The organism is Nocardioides sp. NPDC059952 (genome assembly GCF_042730435.1).
In the GTDB taxonomy this organism is placed as follows: Bacteria; Actinomycetota; Actinomycetes; order Propionibacteriales; family Nocardioidaceae; genus Nocardioides.
Genome location: NZ_JBHWLY010000007.1, coordinates 120277 through 141268, shown reverse-complemented (window position 1 = coordinate 141268; position 20992 = coordinate 120277). Strand labels below are relative to the sequence as shown.

Here is a 20992-nt window from a genome sequence, read left to right as displayed (position 1 = left end):
GGCGCGGAGATCGGTGAGAACGAGCCGGCTCATCGTGCTGCTGGGCGTTCTCCTAGAGTGATGCGATGACCTCGATCGCGCGCACCGCCGCGCGCCTCCTGATGGGTGTTGCGATGGTCGGCGCCGGGGTGGCGCACCTGACCGCCCAGCGACAAGAGTTCCGGGCGCAGGTGCCCAGCTGGTTCCCGATCGACGAGGACCTGACGGTGCTCGCCTCGGGCGTCGTCGAGATCGGTCTCGGGCTGGCGTTCCTGGTTCTGCCGTCCCAGCGACGGCTCGTCGGCGCGCTGCTCGCCGCGTTCTTCGTAGCGGTCTTCCCCGGCAACATCGCGCAGTACGTGGAAGGCGTCGACGCGTTCGGTCTCGACACAGACAGCAAGCGGTTGATCCGGCTGTTCTTCCAACCAGTGCTCATCGTCTGGGCGTTGTACGGCGGCGGCTGGCTGAGACGTCCCAGAAGCGACGACTGAACCACCCCCGTCTGACATGACGGCAGGCCTGCCTGTCAGCGTGTTGCTGACTGTGCCCCCGCCCACGTACGCAGGTAGGACTCGGGGCCGCGGACGATGTCGTCGATGACGTCCTGGCCGCCGGTGAGGCGGAGGTCCTCGAGGTAGTCGGGGATCATCCCGTAGTGGGCGACGCCGTCGGTGTTGTAGTCCCAGATCCGCTGACCGGTGACCTGCCGGTCGATGACGGAGCCACCGTCGAAGCTGCGGAACGGGTAGCTGACGCGAGTCTTCGCCGGTCCGGGCGTGCCGCCGAAGCCGTTCATGTCGAAGCCGAACCCGATGCCCGCGTCGTAGCGATCACGGACGGGTGCGGTGCGGGCGTACTCCGCCAGGAACTCGTCGGTGCTGTGGCCGTAGATCGTCGAGAAGCCGCCGAGGGCGTAGAGCCGGTCGAGGTAGCGCTCGTCCATCCAGGAGTGGCTGGCGAGGGCGCCGGGGTAGTCGGTCTCCTCGAGGATGTCGAGGGCACGGCCGGCGGCCTTGGCGCTCATGTGGTCGACCTCGACCATCATGCCGCGCTTGATCAGACCGCGCAGGGCGTATTCGCCGAGGGCGGAGAGGCCGTGCGGGTTGCACACCGTCCCCGACGGGTAGATCGGCGGCTGCGGCAGCCAGTCGAGCTCGGCGGGTCGGTCGACCAGGCGCGGGTTGTTGTCGTGCGGCTGGTCGGCGCTGCAGGCCTTCGGCGTCCAGAACGTGCCGGTGGTGAGGAACTGCCCGGCGTTGATCAGCAGCCCGGTGGTGCCCTTGTCGTAGCGGACCCCGCACAGCGCGTTGTCGAACTTGTGGCACAGGAACATCGAAGAGACCCCGAGCGACTTCAGCTCGTCGAGCCCGGCGTCGATGTTGGCGCGGGTGCACGAGGGCAGCCGCAGCTTCTGGGAGCAGCCGAACGGCTCTGAGGTCTCCATGCCGAGCACGACGGCGAGCTTGCCGTCCTCGATCACCTCGCGCGCCTGCTCGGCGTCGGTGACGATCCGGTACCACCCGCGCCCCTCGCCGCCGTACTGCGCGTCGATGAAGTCCTGGGTGTCGTACGCATCTCGGGCCTGCCTCCGCACCGCGGTCATCTCGTCGCAGGACTGGTTGGTGCCCGGGTTGATCGCGCACAGCGCCTTGTTGCTGGTCAGCTGCACCACGAGGATCCGCTGGCCGGCGCGCCAGGCCCGCTCGACCCAGCGGTAGTACATCTGCTGGTGGGTCAGCGAGTCGTAGGCCGGCCAGTCCTTGAACGAGGGCCAACCTGCGGTGTCGTGGAACCCGAGTGGGCTGCCCGAGCGGGTCAGGTTCTCCAGCAGCGCGGTCTCTCCGGCGATCCCGTGGGAGGGGCAGTCCTTGAGCGCGTCCGCGATCCCGGCCTCGGAGAAGGCCTTCCCGCAGACGGCCGCCCCACCGATCCCGTCCTGCATGAACATGTGGCTGTGGGCGTCGATCAACCCTTGCACGGTGCCGTCCGGAGCGGTGCCCGTGAACGGCTCACCGGTCACGTTGACCTCGGACTCGGGAGACGGGAGCTGCCGTCCCCCTTCGTGTCCCGACGCCGGCGGACCGACCATCACGACCGTCACCGCGAGGGCGACCACAGCAAGCAGGGACGTACGTCGAATGCGCATGTGGCCTCCCGATGACCAGCGGCGAATTTACGGGCGTGGGTATCGCAACCTAGCAGTTGCTTGGGTCCCGTGGGGCCTTATTCGTGCAGGTCATCCGCTCTGACAGACTGGCGAGCATGACGATCGCGATCATCGGTGCAGGCAACATGGGTGGGGCCGTCCTCGCCGGACTTCTCGAGGCCGGTCACGCCCCGGATGGCGTCATCGTCGTGGAAGCGCGCGAGGAGCAGGCGGCGGCGCTCCGGGAGAAGCACGGCATCCGTACGCTGCCGGCCACCGAGGCCGCGGCCGAGGCCGACGTGGTGGTGCTGGCGGTGAAGCCCTACGGCGTGGTGCCGGTGCTGCAGTCGATCGCGTCCGCGCTGCGAGAGGGGACGACGGTGGTCTCTCTGGCCGCGGGCGTCCCGACCTCCGCGATGGAGCCTGCCGTCCCGGATGGGGTCTCGGTCGTGCGGGTCATGCCCAACACCCCGGCTCTGGTCGGCGAAGGCATGTCGGCGGTCGCGGGCGGTGCCAAGGCGACGCCTGAGGCGGTCGCCACCGCGGCCGACCTGATGGCGGCCGTCGGCAAGGTGATCACTGTCCCCGAGTCCCAGCTCGACGCGGTCACCGCGATCAGCGGCTCCGGCCCGGCGTACGTCTTCCTGGTCGCCGAGGCCTGGATCGAGGCGGGGGTCCACCTGGGTCTGACCAGGGACGATGCGACCACGCTCGTCATCCAGACGCTGTCCGGCTCCGCGAAGCTGCTGGAGTCCGGCACCCACCCCGCGATCCTCCGCGAGCAGGTCACCTCGCCCGGTGGCACCACCGCGGCCGCGCTGGGCGCGTTCGAGCAGGGCGGCCTGCGGTCGGCCTTCCTCGAGGCCACCCGCGCCGCCTACGTACGCAGCCAAGAACTCTCCTGACGGAACGTGGTCGATCGGGGCCCGTGCCGAGTGCTGCGGGGCGCCCAGATCGACCACTTCTCAGTTCGTTCGAGCTCTCGCGGAAGAGACTGGTGAACTCCCGGACGGACACAAATTTGCTGCGCTAGGGTCAGGCCCTCATACCCCACAGAGTAATGAAGGATCGCCCGATGTCCGTACCCCCACCTTCTCCGTACGACCCCTGGGTGGGTCTCCAGGATCCGGCGTTCAAGGTCGCTGTCGATGCAGGCGACTGGGCCGCTGCGCGCGTGTCCCTCGAGGCTTTTCCTGCGGATCGGCTCATCGCCGCATTCGCATGTCTCAAGGACGTCGAGGAGGCCGAGGTCTGGCTGGAGAAGGCGCTTGCCGACGACCCGGCTGACTTCGTCGCCAAGACGGCGCTCGCGGCACGCTATATCGTCGTCGGCTGGACGATCCGGTCCAGTCGCCGCGCGGAAAACGTCTCCCGGGAGCAGTTCGAGCAGTTCCACGGGTGGCTCACGTCGGCCGAGGAGCTTCTGACCGAGGTGTGCGCCGAGCACCCCGACTATGCCCCGGCTTGGCACTACCGACTGGTGACGGCAAGGGGACTCCAGCTCGGGCAGGCAGAGGCACGTCGACGCTACGACAAGCTGGCCGCGATCGCCGCGCACCATTTCGACGCTCAGGGTGCCTACCTGCAGCAGATCGTGCCGAAGTGGGGTGGCTCATGGGAGATGGCCGAGGAGTTCGCGGCGGAATGCCGAGAGGCTGCCCCGCTGGGCTCGCCCAGCCGTGCGCTCCTTCTCGACGTGCTCATCGAGCGATGGATGGACAACAGCGTGCGTCCCGACGTCACCAGGCTGCCGGAGATCGCGGCTGAGACGGTGGGGCACCCGGACCACCAGGAGAGTGCCTGGGGCGCCGCCGTGCACAGCCAATTGGCAATGCTCTATTCGCTGGCTGCCCGGCCCAAGCTCGCGGCGCCTCACTTCCAGGCCCTGGATGCGGTTCCGTCTCGGGACGGGTGGAGCTATCTGCAGGAGGGTAGCTACGAGCGCTCCCGTGAGAGCGCCTTCGATCCGCACGCGTCCGATGATCCGCACCGGACCGTGGCGATCGGTAACCTGGTCCTGCTGCTCCCACTCTTCGTGGTGTGTGCCCTCGTTGCGCTGGGAAGCGCGGCGATGACCGTCCTGTACGGCATCCAGAAGGGCGACTTCGCCGGTACCGCGGGATGGGCCGCGGTCGCTGCCGTGGCCGGCCTGCTCAGCTGGCTGTCCTTCCGTCCCGTACGCCGGAACTGGCACAACCTGTGACTGCGATCGTCGCGGACCTCGACACCTGGCTCGCTCCGCTGGAGGGCCTCGTCTCTGGTGCCGTCGTCGATGGCGTACCTGTGTTGTTGGCGAGCAGGCCGGGACCCGTGACGGGCGGGATCTACTTCCGGGTCGGGTACGCCGATGAGACGCTGCCCGTTGGCGGGATCACTCACCTGGTCGAGCATCTCGCGCTGCATCATCACGACCTGGCGGACCGGCACACCAACGGACATACCACGGAGCAGTGGACCGGCTTCCATACGACTGGTACCGCGGGAGAGGTGGTCGCCTTCCTCAATGAGGTGTGCGCCTCGATGCGCGACCTGCCCTTGGGCCGGATCGATACGGAGAAGGAGATCCTGCGCGCCGAGGCGGCCCGCAACGGCCGAGGCGGGATCGGCGCGGCGATGCGAGTGTGGCGATATGGGGCGCGTGGACCCGGGCTGAGCGGCCAGGACGAAGAGGGCCTGTTCCGACTCGGTACCGACGAGGTCACGGGTTGGGTGAACACATGGTTCACCAGCGGAAACGCAGTCGCATTCCTCACCGTTGACGAGGTGCCGGCCGAGTTGTCCCTCGGCCTCCCGCCCGGTGAACGGCGACCGGTCCGCCTGCCGCCGGAGACCCTGCCGAGCAAGCCGGCGTGGTTCCGCAGCGGGTTCGACGGGATCGTCCTGGACGCGATGGTCCCGCGGACACCTGCCGCCAACGTGTTCAGCGCTGTCGTCACGAGGGTGCTGATGCGGGAGCTTCGGCGGGACCAGGGGCTCTCGTACGATGCCGGTTGCGGGTACGACCGGATCGAGGCCGATACGGCGCGACTGACGATCCATGCCGATGCCTTGGAGGCCAAGGCGGGCGTCGTCACCAGTGTCGTCGCCGAGATCCTCGCCGGGATGCGGGCGGGGCGGGTCGACCGGGCCGATATCGATGCGATCCGCGAGCAGGCAGCTCGAGAGCTCGACCTTCCGGACCTCGGTGCGGCGATCCTGCCAGGCACGTGCATCGACCTGCTTCTCGGGGCCGATGTTATGGACCCACGCGACCGCGCGGCGATGGATGCTGTCACGGTCGAGGACGTAGCCGAGGTCGCCCGCGCCGTCTGGGCCGACGCACTCGTCGCCATCTCCAGCGGCCACGGCTTCGGCGGGGCCACTCGTGCGCCCCACCAGTCGAACAGCGCCGTGGAGGGCACGACGTACACCTCGCTCGTCAAGGAGGGAAACGAACTGGTGATCGGCCCGGACGGGGTCACCAGGCGTACGCCCGACAGCCTCGTCACGGTCCGGTTCGACGATCTCGCGGCGATCGGTGCGGTCGCTGACGGGGCGCGCCAGCTCACCGGCAACGACGCGCTATCGATCGCCGTCGAGCCGACCCTCTGGAAGGGTCTGGATGCCGAGATCGTGGCCAGGGACATCGATTCCCGGGTGCCGTCCGAGATGGTCGTCCCGTATCCCCCACGAGAGGTGGACCGGATCCCGGAGCCTCCGAAGAATCCGGCGCCGCTGGAACCTGCCGACAGCTCCCCGCCGGCTTGGGACGGCTTCGGTCCCTGGGCGGTATGGACAGCCTTCGCGCTGTACGTCCTGGCGGCCCTGGCGAGCCTTCCTGCTCTGATCGGGCTCTGGTCGTTGATGCACGACGACCTGCCCCGTGAGGATCAGACGATCCAGATCGTCTGGATCGGAGCAACCGCCCTGCTGTGGCTGTTCGCCGGCGGTCTCACGTTCGGCGTACGCCGCCGGATCAGGCTCAACGAGCAAGGGTGATGCTGCCCACCGTGCGCATCGCGGCACGGTGGGCAGCACCCGCTGTCAGAGGCCGAGGTGGCGGCTGATGATCAGCTTCTGCACCTCGGTGGTGCCGCCGTAGATGGTCTGGATGCGGCTGTCGACGAAGGCCTTGGCGATCGGGTATTCCATCATGTAGCCGTAGCCGCCGTGGATCTGGACGCCCTGGTCGACGAACTTCTTCTGCAGCTCGGTGGTCCACCACTTGGCCATCGAGGCGAGCACGGTGTCGGCCGTTCCGGCGTTGAGCTGGGTGACGGCGTCGTTGAGGAACAGGCGTGCGAGGTAGGCCTCGGTGGCCATCTCCGCGAGCGTGAACGCGGTGTTCTGGAAACGGCCGATCGGGCGGCCGAAGGCCTCCCGGGTGCGGGCGTAGTCGAGGGAGAGCTCGAGGACCTGCTCGACCGCGGCGACCGCGATCGAGGCGACCGAGATGCGCTCCTGCGGAAGCAGGGTCATCAGCGAGATGAAGCCGGAGCCCTCCTCGCCGAGCAGGTTCTCCTTCGGGACCACCACGTCGGTGAAGGAGAGCTCGGCGGTGTCCTGCGCCTTCATCCCGACCTTGTCGAGGTTGCGGCCGCGCTCGAAGCCCTCCATGCCGCGCTCGACCACGAGCAGCGAGATGCCGTGGGCACCGGCGTCGGGGTTGGTCTTGGCGACCACGATCACCAGGTCGGCGTTGATGCCGTTGGAGATGAACGTCTTCGAGCCGTTGAGGAGGTAGTGGTCGCCCTTGTCGACCGCGGTGGTGCGTACGCCCTGGAGGTCCGAGCCCGCGCCCGGCTCGGTCATCGCGACGGCGGTGATGATGTCGCCGGAGACGCAGCCCGGCAGCCACCGGGCCTTCTGCTCCGGGGTGCCCAGGTGCGAGATGTAGGGGACGATGATGTCGGTGTGGACGAAGAATCCGGGGCCGCTGGCACCGATCTTCGCCATCTCCTCGTGGAGGACGGAGTTGAACCGGAAGTCCTTGATGCCGGGGCCGCCGTACTCCTCCTCGACGTCGAAGCAGAGCAGCCCGGTGTCGCCGGCCTTCTTCCACAGCTCGCGCGGGACGATGCCGTCCTTCTCCCACTGGTCGTGGAAGGGCACGACCTCCTTCTCGAAGAAGGCCTTCGCGGTGGCGCGGAAGTCCTCGTGCTCGGCCTCATAGATGGTGGGCTTCTCGGGCATGACACTCCTTGGTCGACGTTCGATCTCATCGGGCCCACGACTGTGACGCAGGACACCGACAGAGCAACTGTGACAGTAACACTGGCGAAGTAGCAACACTTTGGTCTACGGTCCCTGGCTATGACCGAGGTGACCGATGAGCTGATGACGATCGATGAGCTGTCGACCGCCACCGGGGTGTCGGTGCGCACGACGCGCTACTACGCGAGCCTCGGGCTGATCCCGCCGGCGATCAGGCGTGGCCGGGTGGCCTACTACGGCCCCGAGCACCGTGCCCGCCTCGACATGGTCACCGCGCTCCAGGAGCACGGGTTCACCCTGCAGGCGATCGAGCGCTATCTCGCCCGGCTGCCCGCGGAGACCACCCGGGAGGATCTGGCGATGCAGCGCGCCATGATCACGTCGTGGGCCACGGAGCCGACCGATGACATCCAGGCCAGGATCGGGCGTGAGCTGATCGCGCTGGGGCTGCCTCGCGATGCGTTGGCGGCGGCGTACGCGGCGACCTCGCGCCTCATGGCGGACCTCGCCACCGAGCTCAACACGATCCTGCGCGACCAGGTCATCGACCCGTTCAAGCGGACCCATCACACCGCGGAGGAGGCAGCTCACCTCGAAGAGGTGCTCCCGCGGCTGCGTCAGCTGACCACCGAGGCGATCGTGGTGAGCTTCCAGGACGCGGTGAACCGAACGATCTCCCGCAATCTGTCGTGAACCTGTTGACTGTGACAGTTTTAGTGTCACAATCGGCGCATGGCTGAAGCATTCATCTATGACCACCTGCGCACGCCGCGCGGGAAGGGTAAGAAGACCGGAGCGCTCCACGAGGTCAAGCCGATCGACCTGGTGGTCGGCCTGATCGACGAGGCCCGCAAGCGCAACCCCAACCTCGACCCCGCGCTGATCGACGACGTCGTCCTCGGTGTCGTCACCCCCGTCGGCGAGCAGGGCGGTGACATCGCCAAGACCGCCGCCATCAAGGCCGGTCTCCCCGAGACGACCGCCGGTGTGCAGCTCAACCGTTTCTGCGCCTCCGGCCTCGAGGCCGTGAACCAGGCCGCCTCCCGCGTACGCGGCGGGTTCGAGGACCTCATCCTCGCCGGTGGCGTCGAGTCGATGAGCAAGGCGCCGATGGGCAGCGACGGCGGCGCCTGGGCGCAGGACCCCGACACCGCGCTCAAGACCGGTTTCGTTCCCCAGGGCATCGGCGCCGACCTGATCGCGACGCTCGAGGGCTTCAGCCGCGCGGACGTCGACCGTTACGCCGCGCAGTCGCACGCCCGGGCGGCAGCCGCCTGGGAGAACGGCTACTTCAAGGACGCGGTCATCCCGGTCGTCGACCAGACCGGTCTGACCGTGCTGGACCACGACGAGCTGATCCGCCCCGGCACCACCGCCGAGACTCTGGCCGGCCTCAAGCCGTCCTTCCTCCAGCAGGGCCAGGAGGCCGGCTTCGACGACGTCGCGCTGGCCAAGTACCACTGGGTCGAGAAGATCGACCACGTCCACCACGCCGGCAACTCGTCGGGCATCGTCGACGGCTCCGCGCTGATGCTGATCGGCTCCGAGGAGGCCGGCAAGGCCAACGGGCTCACCCCGCGTGCCCGGATCATCTCGGCCGCCGTCTCCGGCGCCGACCCGACGATCATGCTCACCGGCCCCGCCCCGGCCTCGCGCAAGGCGCTGGCCAAGGCCGGTCTCACCGTCGACGACATCGACCTGTTCGAGATCAACGAGGCGTTCGCGGCGGTCGCGATGCGGTTCATGAAGGACATGGGCATCGACGAGTCGGTCACCAACGTCAACGGCGGCGCGATCGCCATGGGTCACCCGCTGGGCGCGACCGGTGCCATCATCCTCGGCACCCTGGTCGACGAGCTCGAGCGCCAGGGCAAGCAGCGCGGTCTCGCCACGCTGTGCGTCGGTGGCGGCATGGGTATCGCCACGATCGTCGAGCTGGTCTGACGCGTCCGCGAATGCTCACCGAGGTAACTCGGTGAGCGCCCACATCCCTCGTGGAACTCCGCGAAGGAAGCGACAACTGACCGAGGTACCTCGGTGAACATCCCGGGCCGCGCCCCGGCACAGACTTGAAGGAAGACACATGAGCGAGACCGCAGTCCGCTATGACAAGGATGGCGACGGGATCGTCGTCCTCACCCTGGACGACCCGAACCAGTCGGCCAACACCATGAACGAGCTGTACAAGACGTCGATGGCGGAGGCCGTCGAGAAGCTGTACGCCGAAGCAGACGACGTGACAGGCGTCGTCATCGCCTCCGCGAAGAAGACCTTCTTCGCCGGTGGTGACCTCAAGAACATGATCCAGGTGCGGCCCGAGAACGGTGCCCAGGTCTTCGAGGAGGTCGAGTCGATCAAGGCGACCCTCCGCAAGCTGGAGACCTTCCCCAAGCCGGTCGTCGCGGCGATCAACGGCGCCGCCCTCGGTGGCGGTCTGGAGATCGCGTTGGCCGCCCAGCACCGCATCGCGCTGGACGCCCGCTACGACATCGGTCTGCCCGAGGTCTCCCTCGGCCTGCTCCCGGGCGGCGGTGGCGTCACCCGCGTCGTACGTCTTCTGGGCATCATGACCGGGCTGATGGACGTCCTCGGCCAGGGCACCAAGTTCAAGCCTGCTGCCGCCCTCGAGAAGGGTCTGGTCCACGAGCTCGTCTCCTCCCCCGATGAGCTCGTTCCCGCCGCGAAGGCGTGGATCAAGGCCAACCCCGACGAGATCGCCCAGCCGTGGGACAAGCCCGGCTACAAGATGCCCGGTGGCAAGCCGACCTCCCCGGCACTCGCGGGCTTCCTGCCCGCGTTCCCGCCGATCCTGCGCAAGCAGCTCAAGCAGTCCGACATGCGTGCGCCGAAGGCGATCCTGTCGGCCGCTGTCGAGGGTGCGATGGTCGACTTCGACACCGCCACCCGGATCGAGTCGCGCTACTTCGTCTCGCTGGTCACCGGCCAGCAGTCGAAGAACATGATCCAGGCGTTCTTCTTCGACCTCGGCGCCATCGGCGCCGGCACGCTGCGTCCTGACGGCGTCGAGAAGTTCAAGGCCACCAAGGTGGGTGTGCTCGGTGCCGGGATGATGGGTGCGGGCATCGCGTACTCCTTCGCCCGGGCCGGTGCCGAGGTCGTCCTCAAGGACGTCGCCATCGAGTCCGCCGAGCGCGGGAAGGCCTACACCGCCAAGCTCAACGAGAAGGCGGTCTCGCGCGGCAAGCTGACCCAGGAGAAGGCCGACGAGATCCTCAACCGGATCACCGCGACCGTCGCCCCGGAGGACTTCGCCGGTGTCGACGTGGTCGTCGAGGCGGTCTTCGAGGACGTCGCGCTGAAGCAGAAGGTGTTCAGCGAGATCACCCCGTTCGTCAACGACGACGCGGTGCTCTGCTCCAACACCTCCACGCTGCCGATCACCGAGCTCGCCAAGGGGATCGACCGCCCGGCCGACTTCATCGGCCTGCACTTCTTCTCGCCCGTCGACAAGATGCCGCTGGTCGAGATCATCCGCGGCGCCGAGACCAACGATGTCGCGCTGGCCAAGGCGTACGACGTGGTCCAGCAGATCAAGAAGACCCCGATCGTGGTCAACGACAGCCGCGGCTTCTACACCTCGCGCGTCATCGGCACCCAGATCCAGGAGGGTCTGGAGCTGCTCGCCGAGGGCTTCGCGCCCTACTCGCTCGAGCGCGCCGCGACCCAGGCCGGGTTCCCGGTCGGGCCGCTGCAGATCGCCGACGAGCTCAACCACGAGCTCATGGTCAAGATCGCTCGTACGACCCGGGAGGCTGCCGGCATCGAGGAGCTGACCACCACGGAGAAGGTGCTCAACCCGCTCATCGAGGCGGGTCGCTCCGGCAAGCTCAAGGGCGCCGGCTTCTACGACTACACCGACGGCAAGCGAGGCTCGATCTGGGCCGACCTCGGCAGCGTGTTCCCGGTCGCCGAGAAGCAGATCCCGATCCGGGACGCCGAGGAGCGGATGCTCTTCATCGAGGCCCTGGAGACGGCGAAGTGCTTCGAGGAGGGCGTCATCACCTCCGCCGCGCACGCCAACATCGGCTCCATCTTCGGCATCGGCTTCCCGCCGCAGACCGGTGGTGCGGCCCAGTTCATCACCGGCTACGAGGCCGCTGACGGCTCGATCGGCATCGACGCCTTCCTGGCCCGTGCCGACGAGCTGGCCGAGGCGTACGGCGACCGGTTCCGCCCGACGCAGTACCTCCGCGACCTCGCGGCGAAGGGTGAAGGCTTCCCGGCCTGACCTGTCTCCACAGCGATGTGGTGAACCGGCACGGATCCTGTGAAGGAACCGTGCCGGTTCGCTATTTGCGGGGCCGGCGCGGCCGGGCCTGTGCGACTCTTTGCCTTCCGCAGAGGTCGAGGAGGACGTACGTGGCGATGCCGGGCAGCACACGGAGGCGAGAGCTCCGGGTGGGAATCGTGGCCGTCGGGCTGGTCCTGCTGGTCGTGGTCGGGTGTGCGGTCGCGATGCTCTGGGCCCGGCCCGGTGGATCGGCGGCCGGGACGACGACGCCGGAGCTGCCGTTGAGGTTCCTCGATCTCTCCGACGACTGGCGGTCCGTCCCCGGCGTACGCGAGGTGCTGGCCACCGACGAGTCCAGACGCATCCCGGGGGAGGACTTCGGGGAGGCCGACCGTGTGGAGCACTCGGTCAGCGTCGAGGTGTCCCTGGAGGAGGATCTGTCCGGGGCCGAGGCTGCTGCAGCGAGCCAGGAGGTGCTCCGGCTGGTGCGCCCCGAGATCACCCGTCTTGCGCCCGAGACGGAGGCAGACCGGACCAGCGTCTCGTTCTCGCTGGGCCAGATCCAGGTCACGGTGGGCGAGCGCGGTCTGGACCGCGGTGACGGCATCGGTGATGCGCTCGCCGATGCCGTCGCGCTGCGCGAGGCAGGGGCGACGTCGGTGTCGTCGACCGTCGTCGACCCGCAGACGGGCCGCCCTGCCAAGGCCGACGTGGAGGCGCCGCAGGACCGTCTGGTCGCGCTCGCCACGGTCGCCCGCGAGCGGCAGCGCCCGGTGGATCTCCACGGCGGCGGCGCTTGGTACCGGTCGAACGAGCTGCCCGATCCGGTGGCGGTGGAGCTCGTGGTGGTTGCCTCCGAGCAGCCGTCGGTGACCTCGGCGCAGCTGGCCGCTCCGTACGAACCGCTGATCGTCCTGGTCGAGGCAGCCGAGGGCGACCGCGTGATCGACGACGTCAGCCGGTGGCTCACCGGCTACGACGGCTACCCCGTGCGGTCGGGGCAGCCGCTGGCGTACGCGGTCGAAGGGACGCGCGGCGGCAAGGTCGAGGGCTGGGTCGGCGGAAAGACCCCAGCGCCGACGACGATGCCACCGTTCGGCGATGCCGCGCCCTGGCCGGCCGACCCGGGGGCGCCGTCCTGCCGGCCGTCGGATCTCGAGGTCACCTTCGGTGGCCAGGATGCGGCGCTGGGATCGCGGCAGGCGTGGCTCCGGGCCCGCAACCTCGGCCGTCATGTCTGCGCGATCGAGGGCGTGCCCGTCGTCGAGTTCCTGAATGCTGCCGGTGCTCGGCAGAGCGATGTGACGGCCAAGCCCTACGAACCGTCGATGGTGCCCGAGCGTGTCGTCGTCCCTCCGTCGCGGTCGGTGATGGCGGTGATCGACTGGCAGGCGATGTCCACCGCGAACGACCCGGACGTCACGACCGAGCTGCTCGTGACCGCGCTGCCCGGCGGCACGCCGATCACACTCGGTGTCGCGGTGATCGACGGGCCGAGCGATCTCGACATCCTCGACGGGGCCGAGGTCGGGATCAGCCCGTGGGCGCAGGCCGCTGACTGACGTACGCAGCTGGGACGAATGGGTGGCAGCGCCCATTCGGAATCGGGCGGAGGTCGAGAAGACTCGGAGCCATGGGGGAGATGGTGACGGTTCTGGTGATCGCGGCGATCGCGGTCGTCCTCGTGGTGGCCTCGTTGGTGCGGCGTGCCGGGCGCGGTCAGTGCCTGGTGGTGACCAGGCACCGGCGGATCATCCGGATCGCCTCCGACTCGATGACCATGGCGATCCCGGGCTTCCATGAGGTGCTCGAGTGGCCGACCGGGCCGATGGAGATCGCGATCGTGGTCCGGACCCGGACCGGCGACTCCCAGGACGTACGCGTCCTCGCGACCTTCACCGTCGAGGTCGACCCGCCTCGGGTCGGGGCGGCGTACATCGACCCGCGCGCGGTCCTGCACACGGCCCTGGAGCGCCGGGTCGCCGACGCCGTCCGTGCACAGCCGGCGGTGTGGCTGACCGATGAGCGCGACGGGCTCGGTGCCGCCATCACGGGCAACCGGATCGACGGTCTCGCGGCCGGTGTCGTCACCGATGTGGTCATCGACGAGGTCGACCTGCTGCTGCACCCCGGCCGGCCCGACGACTGAGCTCGCCGGCGGGCCGGGACCGGGTTCGGGTCAGCGGATCACGCCGGTCGCCGCCGAGAGGCGGGACGCCGTGTAGTAGCCGGCCTTGCGCCCGGTGACCCGGACGCGGATGCGGTCACCGCGGTCGATGGACCTGAGTCGGTACGTCTTGCCGGTGGCGCCCGAGATGGCCCTGCCGTTGCGCAGCCACTGGTAGGAGTACGTCACCCCGGCCGGCTTCCACTCACCGCGGACCGTGGTGAGCAGGTAGCCCACCCTGCGGGTGCCGCTGATCGACGGCGTGACGGGGGTCAGGTAGCCGGCGCTGATCGCACCGGTCGCCGCGCTCGTCCTGACGCCGGGGTTGGCCGCCGGCCAGGAGGACGAGGTGGCGGTGACCCTGACCTGGATCTTGCGGGTGTGGTCCGATCCGCTCAGCTTGTAGGTCTTCGCGGTGGCCCCCGAGATCGCGGCGCCGTTGCGCAGCCACTGGTAGCGCACGGTCGTCGCTGCCGGGTTCCACGAGCCCGGCGACGCAGTCAGGGTGTAGCCGACCCGCTGGCTGCCGCTGATCGTCGGCGCCGCCGTGTTCGCGATCGTCTGCGGGTTGCAGGTGTAGAGCTCCAGCTCGTCGATGAACCAGCCGATCTGTGAGTCGGTCTGGTCTCCTCGGACGACCCACTGGAACTGGACGGACTTCCCGGCGAACGCGGACAGGTCGACCCGGGAGCTCATCCACCCGTTGGAGTCGCCGCCGAAGCCGGTCAGCGGGCTCTTGGGGTTGTTGAGCAGCAGCTTCTGCTTGGGCCCGTTCACCCAGGCCGAGGACGGGATGGCCGTCGTGACCCCGTTGACCAGCAGGCGGGCCTCGCCGCCGTCGTAGTACTCCGGTGCCGGGTAGGCAGGGTCGCTGCCGGTGTACCAGTCGAAGAGGTACCAGTGGCTGAACCGCAGATAGGTCCGCTTGCCGGCCGGCACGTTGATCGCGGCCGTCGTCATACCGCTCGACGTCGGGTCGCCGTACCTCTCCGGATCGGGGTCCCAGCCGAAGTCGGAGCCGTTGCCGTCACGGTCGTTCTCGGGCACGTTCTGCGCGGCGTCGGGCGCCTGGTGCCACAGGCCGCCGCGGGTGCGCGACGGGGTCGTCATCGTGGCCTTCCCGGTGCTGCCGGCGGGGCAGGTGTTCGGCGCCTCCGCGGGCCGCGTCGCGCCTGCCTTGGTGGGCGACTTGGCCAGCTCGGTCGCGTCGGTGGCGAGGTTGACCTGGGTGCAGTCGTCCGCGGTGAAGCCGGCGGTGCCGGCAGCCACCAGCGCGGAGCAGCCGTTGGCCAGCGTACGGCGCAGGTCTACGTACTGGCTTCCGGAGACGAGGTGCTGGATCGTGTAGAGGTAGAGCGTCGCGGTCTTCTGCAGGGTCGGGTCGCCGCCGTCGATGCCGGTGATGGTGCGGCCGTTGAAGGTGCCGCCCTGCGAGATCAGGTAGGCCGTTTTGTTGCCGACGCCGCTGTTGGTGTGCACCCCGCCGCCGTCGGCGTAGTAGGTCAGGTCGTCGGCGTCCCACAGGGAGCTGGTCATCCGATCGGGCTGGTCGTGCGTCGTCGGGCTGGCGAGGTCGCGGATCGCGCCGAACGAGGAGTCCTCGCCGATGCGCCAGTCGGTCGGCGAGTCGCCGGGCGTGGCGTAGCGGTGGTCGACGATCTCGCCCATGATGTCGGCCATCGACTCGTTGATGGCACCCGACTCGTACCAGTAGAAGAGGTTCGAGCTGCGCTCGATCACGCCGTGGGTGAGCTCGTGGGCGACGATGTCATCGACCACCAGGCCCTGGCCGAGGAAGATCTGCTCGCCGTTCCAGAAGGCGTTGTCCATCGGGCACGGCGGCGTGTAGTTCGGCTGAGTCGGCTCGCAGTAGCGGGTCGTGGCGCCGATCGCCTTGGCGGTGACGCCCTCGGACCAGCCGATCTCCTCCGTCAGATCCAGCCCGAGGGAGGCGTAGAGGTCGGAGGTGGCGCCGATCAGGTCGTAGGTGTTGTCGACGTCGGCCATGCCGGTGGGCGCATCCCCCTCGCGCCGCTTGACCGTGAGGCTCGTGTCGGCACAGGCATCGTCCCGGGCGCGAACGTTGGCGTTGTCGCAGATGCGGCGGTTGGCGTGGGTGATCTCGTTGATGTGCATGAGTACGCGGCCGGAGCCGGCGTGGGCGAGCACGGTCTCGCGGATGGTGGACCCGTTGGTCACCGAGAACCGGAAGACGCTGGTCTCGCCGATCTCGGGCCCACGGACCAGGTCGTCGTCATAGAGCCACGTGCCCTCGTCGGCCACGGTGAGGCCGGTGGCTCCGTGGTGGGCCTTGGCGACCACGGCCTCGGCCGCTGCCTCGGCCTTCGCGCGCGTGCCATCGTCGGGTGCGGTGATGTCCGCGGTCGTGGCATCGGAGAGGTTGGTGGCCGCGGAGGTGAGTCCGCGGTCCTTGTCGAGCCCGACGACGACCTCGCCGCCGAGGACCGGGAGGCCTTCGACGTACTGCTCGAACCTGGTCACCGACCCGCCGCCGACAGCCTTGCTGGTCGACGCTTCGCGCAGGTCGGTGTCGTCGGTGCCCAACGCCTCGGTGGCGCGGTCGAGCTGGGTCCTGGCCGCCTTGGCGGGCTTGACGCCGGTGCCCAGCGGCTCGGCTCCCTCGGCCTTCGAACCGATGAAGTCGGCCGGGCCGTCGGTGGTGCGATGGATGGTCAGGGGGACGCCGGCGCGGTCCTTGTAGGTCGCGATCGGGTCGGGTTCGGCGGAGGCGGGCGAGGTCATCGGAATGACGCTGAGCCCGCTGAGGGCAAGTGCGGTCGCGGTCAGGGCGACGACGCGTCTACGACGTGACACTTCGACTCCTTCGGGAGTGGGAGCGGCCCGGAGGAATTTCACGGGCCGACAGACCGCCGGCCCGAACCAGCGGGCAGCAGTCTCCCAGGCAGTCATGGTCGCCGTCGCCCGTATTTCGCGACTTGTGAAGGGGTGCATACTCGGTATATACATACTCAGTAAGTACCCAAGGGAGGTGATCGAGTGTCCGTGAAACACGCACTGCTGGCGCTGCTGGAGAAGCCGCGCTACGGCTACGAGCTGCGCGCCGAGTTCGAGCAGCGCACCGGCGCGAGCTGGCCGCTGAACGTCGGGCAGGTCTATACGACCCTGTCGCGACTCGAGCGTGACGGCCTCGTCGAGGCGGGAGGGACCGACGCGGAGGGACGGTCCCTCTACCAGCTCACCGAGGCCGGCCAGGTCGAGGTGAAGGGGTGGTTCGACACCCCGGTGGAGCGTACGCAGCCGCAGCGCGACGAGCTCGCGATCAAGCTCGCGGTGGCGGTCGCGGTGCCGAGCGTGGACGTCGGCAAGGTCGTCCAGCAGCAACGCAACGCGACGATGCAGGCGCTCCAGGGCTACCGCCGACAGTCACGGTCCGGGGCCGGCGACGACCTCGCCGGCGGACTGGTCCTCGACCGCCTCGTCTTCGCGGCCGAGGCCGAGATCCGCTGGCTCGACCACTGCGAAGCCCGGCTCCGCCGGGCGGCCGCCTCGAGCACCGCGCCCGAGCCGGTGGACGGAGACGCGCGATGAACGCCGCCCTCGCCCACGACCTGCGCCGCCTCAACCGCGACCAGAGCCGCTGGCTCGCCGACGCCCGCGAGCGGCTCAGCCGCCGCGTCCATGCCGCGCCCGCCAGGCCGGGCCACACCTCGACCAAGGAGTCCACCGATGAGTGAACCCGTCCTCCGGCTCACGGATGTGAGCCGCGTCCACGGCACCGGCGCCGCCGAGGTGCACGCCCTGCGTGGCGTCAGCCTCGCTGCGTACGCCGGTGAGCTGGTCGCGATCATGGGGCCGAGCGGCTCCGGGAAGTCGTCGCTGCTGACCATTGCCGGCGGCCTCGACTCGCCGACCTCCGGGTCCGTCACGGTCGACGGCCAGGATCTCGGTGCGGCCGGGGTCAGCGGACGCGCCAGGCTACGGCGTACGTCGATCGGCTATGTCTTCCAGGACTTCAACCTGATCCCGGCGCTGACCGCCGCCGAGAACGTCGCGCTGCCGCTGGAGCTCGACGGCGCCGGGCGCCGTCCGGCTCGGGACGCGGCACGGACGGCGCTCGAGGAGGTCGGGCTGGACGGCTTCGCCGACCGGTTCCCCGACGAGATGTCCGGTGGGCAGCGGCAGCGGATCGCGATCGCCCGGGCGATCGTCGGCGATCGCCGGCTGATCCTGGCCGACGAGCCGACCGGCGCCCTCGACACCGAGACCGGCGAGGACATCCTCAAGCTGATCCGGGCGCGCTGCGACGCGGGCGCGGCCGGTGTGCTCGTCACCCACGAGCCGCGTTATGCGAGCTGGGCGGACCGGGTGATCTACGTGCGCGACGGGCTCGTCGTCGACGAGGCCGGTGAGACGCCGAACCTGGCGCTCGTGGACGAGGTCGAGGCATGAGTGGGCGTTTGGCCGGCTGGCGTCTCGCCCTGCGCATCGGGCAACGGGAGGCCCGGCGGGCGAAGTGGCGCAGTCTGCTGGTCGTCTTGATGATCGCGCTGCCGGTGGCCGGCGTGACCGCGGTCGCGGTGACGTACCAGACCTATGACGTCGACACCGTGGAAGGCCTCGACCGCCGGCTCGGCACCGAGGCTGCGGCGAGCATCGACGTCCAGGGTGCCGCTTCGGTGCGGCAGGGCATCGATCCCGAGAACGCGTCCGAGTGGCTCGAGGAGTCCGACGCCGACCTGCTCGACGCGGCCGGGGTGAAGGCCGTCATCGGGGACCGTCCGCTGCTCGCAACCGATGACGGGACCCTCGACGTACGCACCGACAAGGGGGTCACCTGGGCCAGCGGTCTGCAGACCGATCTGAACGACCCGCTCGCCGCCGGGCTGACCAGACTGATCGAGGGCCGCCTCCCGGAGGGCCCGGACGAGGTCGTGGTCAACTCGAACCTCGCGTTCCGGGGCCCGGGTGTCGGTGAGGAGCTGCTGATCCCGAACGGCGAGGTCGACGAGACGCGCAAGGTGGTCGGGATCGTCGAGTCGGCTGAGGTACGCAACGACCCGTTTGTCGCTGGACCGGATCTTCCGGTGGACTATGTCACCGAGCGCGCGACCTGGCTGGTCGGCGGCGGACCGGTGACCTGGTCCGACATCGAGGACCTGAACGCGGCGGGTGCCTTCGTGCTCTCGCGATCGGTCGTCCTGGACCCGCCGGCGGCGGCCCGTGCGGCCGACAAGGAGATCCGTCCGCCCATGGGCGCGCCGGACCCCTCCGAGCTCGTGGTCCTCGTCCTCATCGTGGTCATGGTCATCCTCGAGGTGGTCCTGCTGGCCGGGCCGGCGTTCGCGGTCGCGGCCCGGCGCCAGGCGCGCGATCTGGCCCTGATCGCGGCCTCCGGAGGGACCGCTCGACAGTCTCGGCGCGTCCTGCTCGGGATGGCGATCGTCATCGGTGCGGTCGCGGCCGTCGTCGGTGCTGTCCTCGGCGTCGGGCTGGCGCGGCTGCTCCAGCCGCTCGCCCAGGATCAGGTCTCGGCCTGGTTCGGCCCGTTCGAGGTGCCGTGGCTCCAGGTCCTGGCGGTCGCCGTCATCGGCTTCGCGGCAGCGATCTGCGCGGCGATCGTGCCGGCCTGGATCGCCTCGCGACAGAACGTCGTCGGCGTTCTGTCCGGGCGGCGGTCGGAGAGCCTGCCCTCGCGGCGCTCGCCGATCATCGGCATCGTGCTCGTGGCCGCCGGGGTCGCATCGGCGGCGTTCGGCACCCGGAACGCTCTCAGCGGGATCCCGATCGCTCTCGGCGTACTGCTCTGCGTCGCCGGGGTGCTGTTCATCCTCCCCGCCCTCGTGTCCATGGCCGCGCGGTTCAGCGCTCGGATGCCGCTGGTGATCCGGTTCGCGACCCGCGACGCCGATCGGCACCGCACTCGGACGGTGCCGGCTGCCGGCGCGATCGCGGTGACGGTGGTCGGTGTGGTCACGCTCGGGATCGCGTTCAGCAGCGATGAGAAACAGAACCAGGAGAGCTACCTGCCCTCCTTTGCGATCGGTGACGCCGTGGTGCATCCGCGACACAGCGCAGCCGAGAGCGACGTCGACCCGGACGAGGCGCGAGCACGGTGGGAGAACATCGCAGCGCAGGTCGAGAAGGCCATCCCGGGAGCAACGGCGGCACTCACCTCCGGTGCGACCTCCGAGGCCGACGGACGGTACGTCGTCGTCGAGACCGGTGATGGTGGGGCGATCCCGCTCGACACCACCATCGGTGAGTTCGGCGAGCTCGTCGTCGCCGACGCCGACGGGACCCTTCCGCCGGCGGTGGCGCGGTCGCTCTCCGAGCGGGATGCCGCCACTGCCGCGGAGACCCTGCGGTCCTCCGGTGCGGTGGTGTTCACGACCGATGACGAGCTTCTGTCTTCGCAGGAGTCCGCGCGGCTGGTCATCAAGGAGTTCTCCGAGGAGGAGCAGACGGACCTCGACGTGGTCACGGTCGACGTGCCGGCGACCTATCTCGACGCCGGTGAGCGGGCCGCGCCCGCCTACGCGGTCGTGACGCCGGCGATGGTGAAGAAGCTCGGTGTCGAACCGCGGGTCGTGGGCCTCTACGTCGAGAACGCCCGGCTCGGCGCCGACGCCGAGACGGACCTCGACGAGGCCCTGGCCGCCGGGCAGTTCCCCACGACGATCCTGATCGAGCGCGGCTACCAGGAGACGGACACCGCCGTGCTCGTCTGGCTGCTCCTGGTCACCCTGGGTGCCGTGCTGATGATCGGTGGTGCGCTGACCGCGACCCACCTGGCGCTCAACGACGCCCGGCCCGACCTGGCGACCCTCTCGGCGGTCGGAGCCAGGACGCGTACGCGACGCGGGGTCGCTGCCTCATACGCCCTGGTCGTGACGCTCCTCGGCGCCGTCCCGGGCGCGCTGATCGGGTTCGTTCCGGGGATCGCGATCAGCTATCCGATCACCACCGAGGGCTGGCCGGAGCGCGACAGCGTCGCCGCGCACTACCTCGAGATCCCGTGGGACCTCGTCGGCATCGTGGTCGTCGGGCTTCCTCTGCTGATCGCGCTCATCGTCGCGGTCACCACCCGCGGTCGCCTGCCCATGGTGGCCCGCGTCGAATAGGGACTTGTGGCGGGCCGAATCTTCAGTTGTGGGGGTCGGAAAACGAGTTTAGTGAACCACCAAAACACAAAACGGGAGCCCAATAGAACCACAACGCAGGGGGGGTGAGGGGCGGCAGAGGGCGAAGGTGTTGGGGGCGGGGGGGAGGTAAA

General features: G+C 69.3%; 16 protein-coding genes. 13 read left to right on the top strand and 3 right to left on the bottom strand.

The genetic code is table 11. The features are described from left to right. Window positions 1-65: 65 nt before the first annotated feature. Window positions 66-470 carry a hypothetical protein gene (locus ACFV9G_RS05515; protein WP_378725601.1) on the top strand — a complete coding sequence of 135 codons (405 nt, stop codon included), beginning with the start codon at window positions 66-68 and terminating at the stop codon, window positions 468-470. Between the two features lie 35 nt (window positions 471-505). Here ACFV9G_RS05515 and ACFV9G_RS05510 read toward each other — a convergent pair whose 3' ends face one another. Next, window positions 506-2125: a Coagulation factor 5/8 type domain-containing protein gene (locus ACFV9G_RS05510; RefSeq protein ID WP_378725599.1), complete on the bottom strand. Its 1620-nt coding sequence runs from the start codon at window positions 2123-2125 to the stop codon at window positions 506-508. Between the two features lie 116 nt (window positions 2126-2241). Between ACFV9G_RS05510 and proC the strand changes: the two genes are divergently transcribed. From proC to ACFV9G_RS05495, 3 genes are all read left to right on the top strand, one after another. Beyond that, complete coding sequence (proC, locus tag ACFV9G_RS05505; RefSeq protein WP_378725597.1) at window positions 2242-3030, top strand: pyrroline-5-carboxylate reductase; 789 nt, start codon at window positions 2242-2244, stop codon at window positions 3028-3030. A 170-nt stretch (window positions 3031-3200) separates the two neighbouring features. Beyond that, window positions 3201-4328 carry a hypothetical protein gene (locus ACFV9G_RS05500; RefSeq protein ID WP_378725595.1) on the top strand — a complete coding sequence of 376 codons (1128 nt, stop codon included), beginning with the start codon at window positions 3201-3203 and terminating at the stop codon, window positions 4326-4328. Further along, window positions 4325-6103: a M16 family metallopeptidase gene (locus tag ACFV9G_RS05495; protein WP_378725593.1), complete on the top strand. Its 1779-nt coding sequence runs from the start codon at window positions 4325-4327 to the stop codon at window positions 6101-6103. The genes ACFV9G_RS05500 and ACFV9G_RS05495 overlap by 4 nt, the downstream gene beginning before the upstream one ends. Window positions 6104-6148: 45 nt before the next feature. Here ACFV9G_RS05495 and ACFV9G_RS05490 read toward each other — a convergent pair whose 3' ends face one another. Continuing rightward, the gene (locus ACFV9G_RS05490; RefSeq protein WP_378725591.1) at window positions 6149-7297 is read right to left on the bottom strand and encodes an acyl-CoA dehydrogenase family protein; all 1149 of its coding nucleotides are present in this window, start codon (window positions 7295-7297) and stop codon (window positions 6149-6151) included. A 120-nt stretch (window positions 7298-7417) separates the two neighbouring features. On the opposite strand from ACFV9G_RS05490, the gene ACFV9G_RS05485 reads away from it, so the two are divergent. From ACFV9G_RS05485 to ACFV9G_RS05465, 5 genes are all read left to right on the top strand, one after another. Next, window positions 7418-8011, top strand: a complete 594-nt coding sequence (locus ACFV9G_RS05485; RefSeq protein WP_378725589.1) for a MerR family transcriptional regulator — start codon at window positions 7418-7420, stop codon at window positions 8009-8011. Between the two features lie 39 nt (window positions 8012-8050). Further along, complete coding sequence (locus tag ACFV9G_RS05480) at window positions 8051-9262, top strand: acetyl-CoA C-acetyltransferase (RefSeq protein WP_357337052.1); 1212 nt, start codon at window positions 8051-8053, stop codon at window positions 9260-9262. A gap of 139 nt (window positions 9263-9401) precedes the next feature. Beyond that, a complete protein-coding gene (locus tag ACFV9G_RS05475; protein WP_378725586.1) occupies window positions 9402-11567 on the top strand; it encodes a 3-hydroxyacyl-CoA dehydrogenase NAD-binding domain-containing protein in 2166 nt (721 codons plus the stop codon). Window positions 11568-11704: 137 nt separating this feature from the next. After that, entirely contained in the window at window positions 11705-13132 is a 1428-nt protein-coding gene (locus tag ACFV9G_RS05470; RefSeq protein WP_378725584.1) for a DUF4232 domain-containing protein, read from the top strand. Window positions 13133-13203: 71 nt separating this feature from the next. Continuing rightward, window positions 13204-13719, top strand: a complete 516-nt coding sequence (locus tag ACFV9G_RS05465) for an SPFH domain-containing protein (protein ID WP_378725582.1) — start codon at window positions 13204-13206, stop codon at window positions 13717-13719. A gap of 30 nt (window positions 13720-13749) precedes the next feature. Here the strand turns inward: ACFV9G_RS05465 and ACFV9G_RS05460 are convergent, their stop codons facing one another. Further along, entirely contained in the window at window positions 13750-16572 is a 2823-nt protein-coding gene (locus ACFV9G_RS05460; RefSeq protein ID WP_378725580.1) for a M4 family metallopeptidase, read from the bottom strand. A 183-nt stretch (window positions 16573-16755) separates the two neighbouring features. On the opposite strand from ACFV9G_RS05460, the gene ACFV9G_RS05455 reads away from it, so the two are divergent. The 4 genes from ACFV9G_RS05455 to ACFV9G_RS05440 are packed head-to-tail and all read left to right on the top strand — an operon-like array spanning window position 16756 to window position 20840. Further along, on the top strand, window positions 16756-17307 hold the full coding sequence (locus ACFV9G_RS05455; RefSeq protein WP_378725578.1) for a PadR family transcriptional regulator: 552 nt from the start codon (window positions 16756-16758) through the stop codon (window positions 17305-17307). After that, window positions 17304-17453 carry a hypothetical protein gene (locus ACFV9G_RS05450; RefSeq protein WP_378725576.1) on the top strand — a complete coding sequence of 50 codons (150 nt, stop codon included), beginning with the start codon at window positions 17304-17306 and terminating at the stop codon, window positions 17451-17453. The genes ACFV9G_RS05455 and ACFV9G_RS05450 overlap by 4 nt, the downstream gene beginning before the upstream one ends. Further along, the gene (locus ACFV9G_RS05445) at window positions 17398-18168 is read left to right on the top strand and encodes an ABC transporter ATP-binding protein (RefSeq protein WP_378725574.1); all 771 of its coding nucleotides are present in this window, start codon (window positions 17398-17400) and stop codon (window positions 18166-18168) included. The genes ACFV9G_RS05450 and ACFV9G_RS05445 overlap by 56 nt, the downstream gene beginning before the upstream one ends. Then, window positions 18165-20840, top strand: coding sequence for an FtsX-like permease family protein (locus ACFV9G_RS05440; protein ID WP_378725572.1), 2676 nt, complete (start codon window positions 18165-18167; stop codon window positions 20838-20840). The genes ACFV9G_RS05445 and ACFV9G_RS05440 overlap by 4 nt, the downstream gene beginning before the upstream one ends. The last annotated feature ends 152 nt before the right edge of the window (window positions 20841-20992 follow it).

Coding starts and splice junctions, on each gene's coding strand:
- ACFV9G_RS05515 (WP_378725601.1), top strand. CDS start 66: ATGACCTCGATCGCGCGCACCGCCGCGCGCCTCCTGATGGGTGTTGCG.
- ACFV9G_RS05510 (WP_378725599.1), bottom strand. CDS start 2,125: ATGCGCATTCGACGTACGTCCCTGCTTGCTGTGGTCGCCCTCGCGGTG.
- proC (WP_378725597.1), top strand. CDS start 2,242: ATGACGATCGCGATCATCGGTGCAGGCAACATGGGTGGGGCCGTCCTC.
- ACFV9G_RS05500 (WP_378725595.1), top strand. CDS start 3,201: ATGTCCGTACCCCCACCTTCTCCGTACGACCCCTGGGTGGGTCTCCAG.
- ACFV9G_RS05490 (WP_378725591.1), bottom strand. CDS start 7,297: ATGCCCGAGAAGCCCACCATCTATGAGGCCGAGCACGAGGACTTCCGC.
- ACFV9G_RS05485 (WP_378725589.1), top strand. CDS start 7,418: ATGACCGAGGTGACCGATGAGCTGATGACGATCGATGAGCTGTCGACC.
- ACFV9G_RS05480 (WP_357337052.1), top strand. CDS start 8,051: ATGGCTGAAGCATTCATCTATGACCACCTGCGCACGCCGCGCGGGAAG.
- ACFV9G_RS05475 (WP_378725586.1), top strand. CDS start 9,402: ATGAGCGAGACCGCAGTCCGCTATGACAAGGATGGCGACGGGATCGTC.
- ACFV9G_RS05470 (WP_378725584.1), top strand. CDS start 11,705: ATGCCGGGCAGCACACGGAGGCGAGAGCTCCGGGTGGGAATCGTGGCC.
- ACFV9G_RS05465 (WP_378725582.1), top strand. CDS start 13,204: ATGGGGGAGATGGTGACGGTTCTGGTGATCGCGGCGATCGCGGTCGTC.
- ACFV9G_RS05450 (WP_378725576.1), top strand. CDS start 17,304: ATGAACGCCGCCCTCGCCCACGACCTGCGCCGCCTCAACCGCGACCAG.
- ACFV9G_RS05445 (WP_378725574.1), top strand. CDS start 17,398: ATGCCGCGCCCGCCAGGCCGGGCCACACCTCGACCAAGGAGTCCACCG.
- ACFV9G_RS05440 (WP_378725572.1), top strand. CDS start 18,165: ATGAGTGGGCGTTTGGCCGGCTGGCGTCTCGCCCTGCGCATCGGGCAA.